At 71.0% G+C, this 6,209-nt stretch carries 6 protein-coding genes; 3 read left to right on the forward strand and 3 right to left on the reverse strand.

Annotated features, from left to right (window positions below; translation table 11 throughout):
• Positions 1 to 441: 441 nt before the first annotated feature.
• Complete coding sequence (locus L0P92_RS40980; protein ID WP_234768224.1) at positions 442 to 1,506, forward strand: C40 family peptidase; 1,065 nt, start codon at positions 442 to 444, stop codon at positions 1,504 to 1,506.
• Between the two features lie 34 nt (positions 1,507 to 1,540).
• Here the strand turns inward: L0P92_RS40980 and L0P92_RS40985 are convergent, their stop codons facing one another.
• Positions 1,541 to 2,260, reverse strand: coding sequence for a LuxR C-terminal-related transcriptional regulator (locus tag L0P92_RS40985; protein ID WP_234768225.1), 720 nt, complete (start codon positions 2,258 to 2,260; stop codon positions 1,541 to 1,543).
• Positions 2,257 to 3,582 carry an ATP-binding protein gene (locus tag L0P92_RS40990; RefSeq protein ID WP_234768226.1) on the reverse strand — a complete coding sequence of 442 codons (1,326 nt, stop codon included), beginning with the start codon at positions 3,580 to 3,582 and terminating at the stop codon, positions 2,257 to 2,259. The genes L0P92_RS40985 and L0P92_RS40990 overlap by 4 nt, the downstream gene beginning before the upstream one ends.
• Positions 3,583 to 3,725: 143 nt before the next feature.
• On the opposite strand from L0P92_RS40990, the gene L0P92_RS40995 reads away from it, so the two are divergent.
• Positions 3,726 to 5,060, forward strand: a complete 1,335-nt coding sequence (locus L0P92_RS40995) for a PspC domain-containing protein (RefSeq protein WP_234768227.1) — start codon at positions 3,726 to 3,728, stop codon at positions 5,058 to 5,060.
• Positions 5,047 to 5,274 carry a hypothetical protein gene (locus L0P92_RS41000; protein WP_234768228.1) on the forward strand — a complete coding sequence of 76 codons (228 nt, stop codon included), beginning with the start codon at positions 5,047 to 5,049 and terminating at the stop codon, positions 5,272 to 5,274. The genes L0P92_RS40995 and L0P92_RS41000 overlap by 14 nt, the downstream gene beginning before the upstream one ends.
• Here the strand turns inward: L0P92_RS41000 and L0P92_RS41005 are convergent.
• The gene (locus L0P92_RS41005) at positions 5,265 to 5,795 is read right to left on the reverse strand and encodes a DoxX family protein (RefSeq protein WP_234768229.1); all 531 of its coding nucleotides are present in this window, start codon (positions 5,793 to 5,795) and stop codon (positions 5,265 to 5,267) included. The two genes, L0P92_RS41000 and L0P92_RS41005, sit on opposite strands and share 10 nt — an antisense overlap.
• Positions 5,796 to 6,209 lie beyond the last annotated feature (414 nt).

Raw genomic sequence — 6,209 nt, forward strand, 5'->3', positions numbered from 1 at the left:
ATCGTGTGGACCGATGACCCGGCAGCGCCCGACGCCAAAGACAAAGAACCGGGGAAAGAACCAATCCCGCCCCACCCCCCATTCCGCCACATCGGTCAGCACACAGCGTGAACACGACGCCCCCACCCCGGGATCACGCTCACTTACGGTCATCCTCCGGTCCGCTCCCGGCACTTCCGCACAACGCGTTACCACCCCGACACACAGAGGTTTAACGTCCTCCACCAGGTGACCGGCTCCCCACCGCCGCCCGGGCCAGGGGCGGCAGTCGGACACCACCGCCGAGAAAGTCCGGCGGCGGCCCGCTCCCCCTGTGCAGGCCGCCGCCGGACGCGTAACCCGCCCCCGGGCGGCCGTACGTCCGCACCCCCAGGCGGCCCGTACGCCCGCCGCTCCCCCGGGGCGGTCCGAGGCGGTCGTACGAAAGGACGTGCAGTCCACGTGGCAGCGCACCGAAAGCCCCGTCAGCGCTCGGCCGGCGGCAGTACGGCCCGCACGGCATGGACGATCGCCCTGGCGGGCGCGGCGACGGCGACGGGCTTCGACGGGACAGGGCATGCCGAGCCGCAGCTGACTCCGGCGCAGGTGAAGGCGAAGGTGGACAAGCTGTACCAGGAGGCGGAGGTCGCCACCGAGAAGTACAACGGCGCGAAGGAGCAGGCGAACGCGGCCGAGCAGCGGATCAGAACGCTTCAGGACGAGGCCGCCCGCAAGACCGAGAAGCTCAACTCGGCGCGGGAAGCGCTCGGTTCGATGGCCGCGGCGCAGTACCGTGACGGCGGCCTCGACCCAGCCCTCCGCCTGGCTCTCTCCGCCGACCCCGACCGCTATCTCGACGGCGCGGAGTTCGCCGAACGCACCGGCAACCGTCAGGCCGCATCCGTCGCGAGCGTCCGCAGCCAACTCCGCGAGATCGAGCAGCTGCGCGGGGCGGCGCACATCGAACTGACCTCGCTGAAGTCCCGCCAGTCAGAACTGCGACAACACAGCAGGACGATCAACGGCAAGCTGGACACGGCCCGCACCCTGCTCGCCCGGCTGACCGCCGAGGAACGCGCCCGGCTCCAGTCGAACGGCACGGACCGCGCGGCCCGCTCCTCGACAGGCGGCCGCGACGCCCTGACGGCCCCCGGCTCGGCCACGGCTCAGGCCCCCAACGCCCGCGCGGCGGCAGCCGTTTCGTATGCCTACTCCAAGCTGGGCAGCCCCTATGTCTGGGGCGCGACCGGCCCGGACGCCTTCGACTGCTCCGGCCTCACCCAGGCCGCCTACCGCTCGGCCGGTCTCTCCCTCCCCCGCACGACCTACGCCCAGATCGACACCGGCCGCCGTGTCTCCCGCTCCGAACTGCTCCCGGGCGACCTGGTGTTCTTCTACTCCGGCATCAGCCACGTCGGCCTCTACATCGGCAACGGCCAGATGATCCACGCCCCGAACCCCTCGGCCCCGGTCCGCGTGGCCCCACTCGACGAGATGCCGTTCGCGGGGGCCACCCGGGTGGCGTGACCCAGCCGGCGCCCCGGCACCACCGGGGCCGGTCTCACACCAGACGCCGGGCCGTCGCCCACCGAGTCAGCTCATGCCGGTTGGACAACTGGAGCTTCCTCAGCACCGCCGACACATGCGACTCGACCGTCTTGACGGAGATGAACAGCTGCTTGGCGATCTCCTTGTACGCGTATCCCCGCGCGATCAGCCGCAGCACCTCCCGCTCGCGCTGGGTGAGCCGGTCGAGGTCCTCGTCGACCGGTGGGGCGTCCGTCGAGGCGAAGGCGTCCAGGACGAACCCGGCGAGGCGCGGCGAGAACACCGCGTCGCCGTCCTGGACCCGGAAGATGGAGTCGACCAGGTCCGTGCCGGTGATCGTCTTCGTCACGTACCCGCGCGCACCGCCCCGGATCACGCCGATCACATCCTCCGCCGCGTCCGAGACGGACAGGGCGAGGAAGCGGACCGGCTGCTCGGCGTCGGCCATCAACGGGGCACAGCGGCGCAGGACTTCGACCCCGCCGCCACCCGGGAGGTGCACGTCGAGGAGAACGACCTCGGGCCGTGTCGCGGTGATGACGGTGACCGCCTGGTCGACGTCGTCGGCCTCCCCGACGACCTCGACGCCGGTCTGCTCGGTCCGGCCGATCTCGGCCTGGACTCCGGTACGGAACATGCGGTGGTCGTCGACGAGGACCACGCGCACATGCCGCTCGACCGCGCTCGCACCGGTCGACTCCACAGGCTCGTTCGCCTCGGTCGGGTCGCTCATGACGTCTTCTCCGCCCTCTCCATCTCCAGCTCGACCTCCGTACCGCCGTCGGGCACCGCCCGCAGCCGGGCCGTGCCGCCGTTGCGCTCCATACGGCCGATGATCGATTCTCTGACGCCCATGCGGTCGGCGGGTATCGAGTCGAGGTCGAAGCCCGGACCGCGGTCCCGCACGGACACGAAGACGGTCTTTCCCTCCACCTCGGCGTAGACCTGCACGGCGCCGCCCTCGCCACCGTACTTCGCGGCGTTCACCATCGCCTCGCGCGCGGCCTGCATCTGCGCACCGATTCTCTCGTCGAGCGGGCAGTCGCCGACGACCACGACCTCTATGGGGACGCCGTGCTTGTCCTCGATCTCGGCGGCGTTGCGTCGGACCGCGTCGGCGAGGTTGGCGGGCTCGTCCTCCTCGTCCTTGCCGGTGCCCTCGGGTTTGTAGAGCCAGGTGCGCAGGTCGCGCTCCTGGGCGCGGGCGAGGCGGCGGACCTCGTTCGCGTTCTCCGCGTTGCGCTGGATCAGGGTCAGGGTGTGCAGCACCGAGTCGTGGACGTGCGCGGCGACCTCGGCGCGCTCCTGGGCGCGGATGCGCATCAGGCGCTCCTCGGACAGGTCCTGTGTCATCCGGACCAGATACGGACCCGCGAGGAGCGTTATGCCGACGAGGACCGCCAGGGCCGCCTGGAGGACGGAGCCGAGGTGGGCGGCGGAGCCCTGGAGGACGAAGATGCCGGACACACCGGCCGTGACCAGCACGACGCCGCCCGCGGCACGCAGCAGGGTGAGGGTGCGCCGACGCCGGCCGACCTCCATCCAGCGGGCCCGGCGGGAGTTGTCCGCCTGGCGCCAGACCAGGGCGACACCCGCGCCGACGAGCACGGCGGGCAGGAGGTAGGCCTTGGCGCCGCTGCCCAGGTCCACGCTGCCGACGAAGACCATCGCCACCACGACCATGAGGAGCAGCGCGACGATCTGCCCCTTGTCCGGCTTGCGGGCGACGAGTCTGCGCCGGCCGTCGGGTGCGGTCTCGGTGGCGAAGGGGGAGGGCCGCTGCGCGCCGACGCCGCCGACGCCGAGCGGCACGAAGAACCAGAACGCGGCATACAGCAGCGCACCCAGGCCGTCGGCCATGAACAGGCCGACGAAGACGAGTCGCACCCAGATCACGGGCAGGCCGAGATGCCCGGCGAGCCCCCGCGCCACGCCCCCGAGCCAGCGTCCGTCGCTGCTGCGGTAGAGCTTGCGCGGCGGCCGCGGTTCGACGAGTGGCGCTGCTGCGGCTTCCGGCATGCCATCGATGTTCACACGGTCGGAGCACCAGGGCATCAGGGTCGACCCCCGATACTCCCCTGATCTTCGACCCCCGCCGCGTCGAACGCTTCCCCCGCCCCCTCCTCAGGGCCGATATCAGGGTCCGACCAGGGTCATTCCGACTCCCGCGAGACCGACCCGCCCGTCACCATGGACACATGACAGATCACCAGCCCGCCGCGGACCCCGTGCCCGAGCAAGCGGGCGTGGAAGCGGAGGCACTCGACCCGCCGCACAGGTTCCGGCGCGACCGTCGGCACAAGATGCTGGCCGGCGTGTGCGCCGGGCTCGGGCGGCAGTGCGACATGGACCCGGTGATCTTCCGGATCACCCTCGCCGTGCTCTCCGCGACCGGTGGCATAGGCCTGCTCTTCTACGGCTTCGCCTGGCTCTTCGTCCCGTACGACGACGAGGACGAGAACGAGGTGCGCAAACTGCTGACCGGCCGCGTCGACGGCCAGGCGCTGACGGCCGTGCTGTTCGCGCTGGTCGGCTGCGGCGTGTTCCTGACGATGCTGAAGAACGGCGGTGTGCTGGCCTTCGCCGTCGTCCTCTCCCTCCTCGTCGCGGGCGCCGGCTACTGGTCGCGGCACCGCGGCACCCCCGACCCCGACCCGCTCGCCGCGCAGGCCGTCGCCGACGCCCCACCGGAGGCCCAGGCCCCCCCAGTCCCCGCCGCCTACCCCTCCTGGTGGCGCGACCCCATCGTCAAGGACGGCACCCACGAGGGCGGCACAGGCTATCTCTGGGGCCCGGGCGACTCCCGCGACCGCGACATCGCGGCGGCCGTCAGCATCGGCCTCGGCACCTGGAGCAGCCGCGGGGACATACGCGACCGACGCCCCCAGCCGAAGCCGCGCGGCCCCCGTTGGATCGGCGGCTGGGTGTTCCTGCTGGCCCTCCTCGCCGGCGCCATCGGCACCGGCGCGACCTGGGAGGACCACGCGCTCGGCACCAGCCTCCAGACCGGCCTGGCCTGCGCGCTGCTCGTGCTCGGCCTGGGCATAGCCGTCAGCGCGTTCCTTGGCCGCACCGGCGCGGGCTCCATATTCCTTGCGATCATCACCGCGGGCCTGCTGGCCGCCTCGGCGGCACTGCCCAAGGACATCAGCACCCACTGGGTCGAGCGGAACTGGCGACCGGCGGCCGTGGCCGACGTACAGCAGGAGTACGACCTCGGCACAGGCGTCGGCACCCTGGACCTGACCGGCCTGACCATCGCCGAGGACAAGACGTTGACCACCAGAGCCGACGTGGGCGTGGGCCGGCTGAAGGTGATCGTCCCCAAGGACGTGACCGTCCAGCTGAGCATCGACGTCGGAGTGGGAGACATCCAGCTCCCGGGCGACGACCAGCAGGACGTGGACGTGGCACCGGGCAAACACAAGGAGCTGACCCTGACACCCCCCACCGGCACCAAGGAGGCGGGCACACTGGACCTCGACCTGAGCGTGGGCGTGGGACAGGCGGAGGTGAGCCGTGCTACGTCATGAGTTCCAGCCCGGCAGGCTGGTCGCCGGCACCTTCCTGACCGTCACCGGCATCATCTACGCCGGCGACGCGGGCGGCGCCTGGGAGACACCCTGGTTCGTGGTGATCCCCCTGGTCATAGCCGGCCTCTGCCTGGCAGGCGCGGTAGGAGTCCTGACCCGGGGAATACGCAAGCGCCGCGGATCCGCGACCCCGCCCCCCATCGACTACCGATAACCGCCCACCCGCTGCCGTCGCCGCCCTCGAAGCGCCGCGTCCACGGACAACATGGGAGCGCCCGCGAGCACGAGAGGCAGCCAGGCCATCAGATAGGCCAGGTCGTTGCCGTAGTAGTACGGATCGGAGGCCCAGCTCACCGTCAACCACAAGCTCAGCGAAATCAGCGCCCCACCGAGCGCCGCCAGTCGGGCGAACAGCCCGATCAACGTCCCGATACCGACGGCCAACTCACCGAAGGCAATGGCATAGCCGAACCCGACGGGACTCTCCAGAGCCATGTCCACCATGGCCGGAATGGCCGAGGAGTCACGAACGGCACGCATCATGTCACCGACCGACCCCGCACCGGAGTCCTTCATAAAGGCACTGTCGGTGAGCTTGTCCAGCCCGGCATAGATAAAAGTGACGCCCAGAAAAACGCGCAGCGGAAGCAGCGCATACCGGGAAGCCGTATCCCGCCAATTCCGGTCGCCGTCGAGATAAGGGGTGTGCGTGTCCGAATGCATACCGTGAGTCATCGCCCGTAGCCGCCTCTCGCCCGCCCTGCCGTGACCCCTCAACAGACGATACGTACGCAGCGCCCGCGCCGCTCACCTGTCACAGCCCCGTATTCTCCGACCACCCCCGCCCAAGGGAAACCCCGCGTCAGCAATGGGAGCAACTCCCCCACACACCCGCAGTCGCCCACGGCGGCAAGGGGCCGTGTCGGGGGGTGTCCGCCCGCAGCGGCGGGCGTCAACGCCGAGCCCCTCTCAAAGCAACCGAGCCGCCCGACCGAGGACGGACACCCCCCGGCGCGGCCCCGACCCACAACCCACCGCAAGGCGCTACGCGAACCCCCACCAAAGAGCCAGGGGCCGCCGCAGGCATCTCAGGGGCGCGGGGAACTGCGCAAAAACGCCCGCCCCCACCGAACCCGCAGAGACCACCGC

Source organism: Streptomyces muensis (assembly GCF_021474425.1).
Classification (GTDB): domain Bacteria; phylum Actinomycetota; class Actinomycetes; order Streptomycetales; family Streptomycetaceae; genus Streptomyces; species Streptomyces muensis.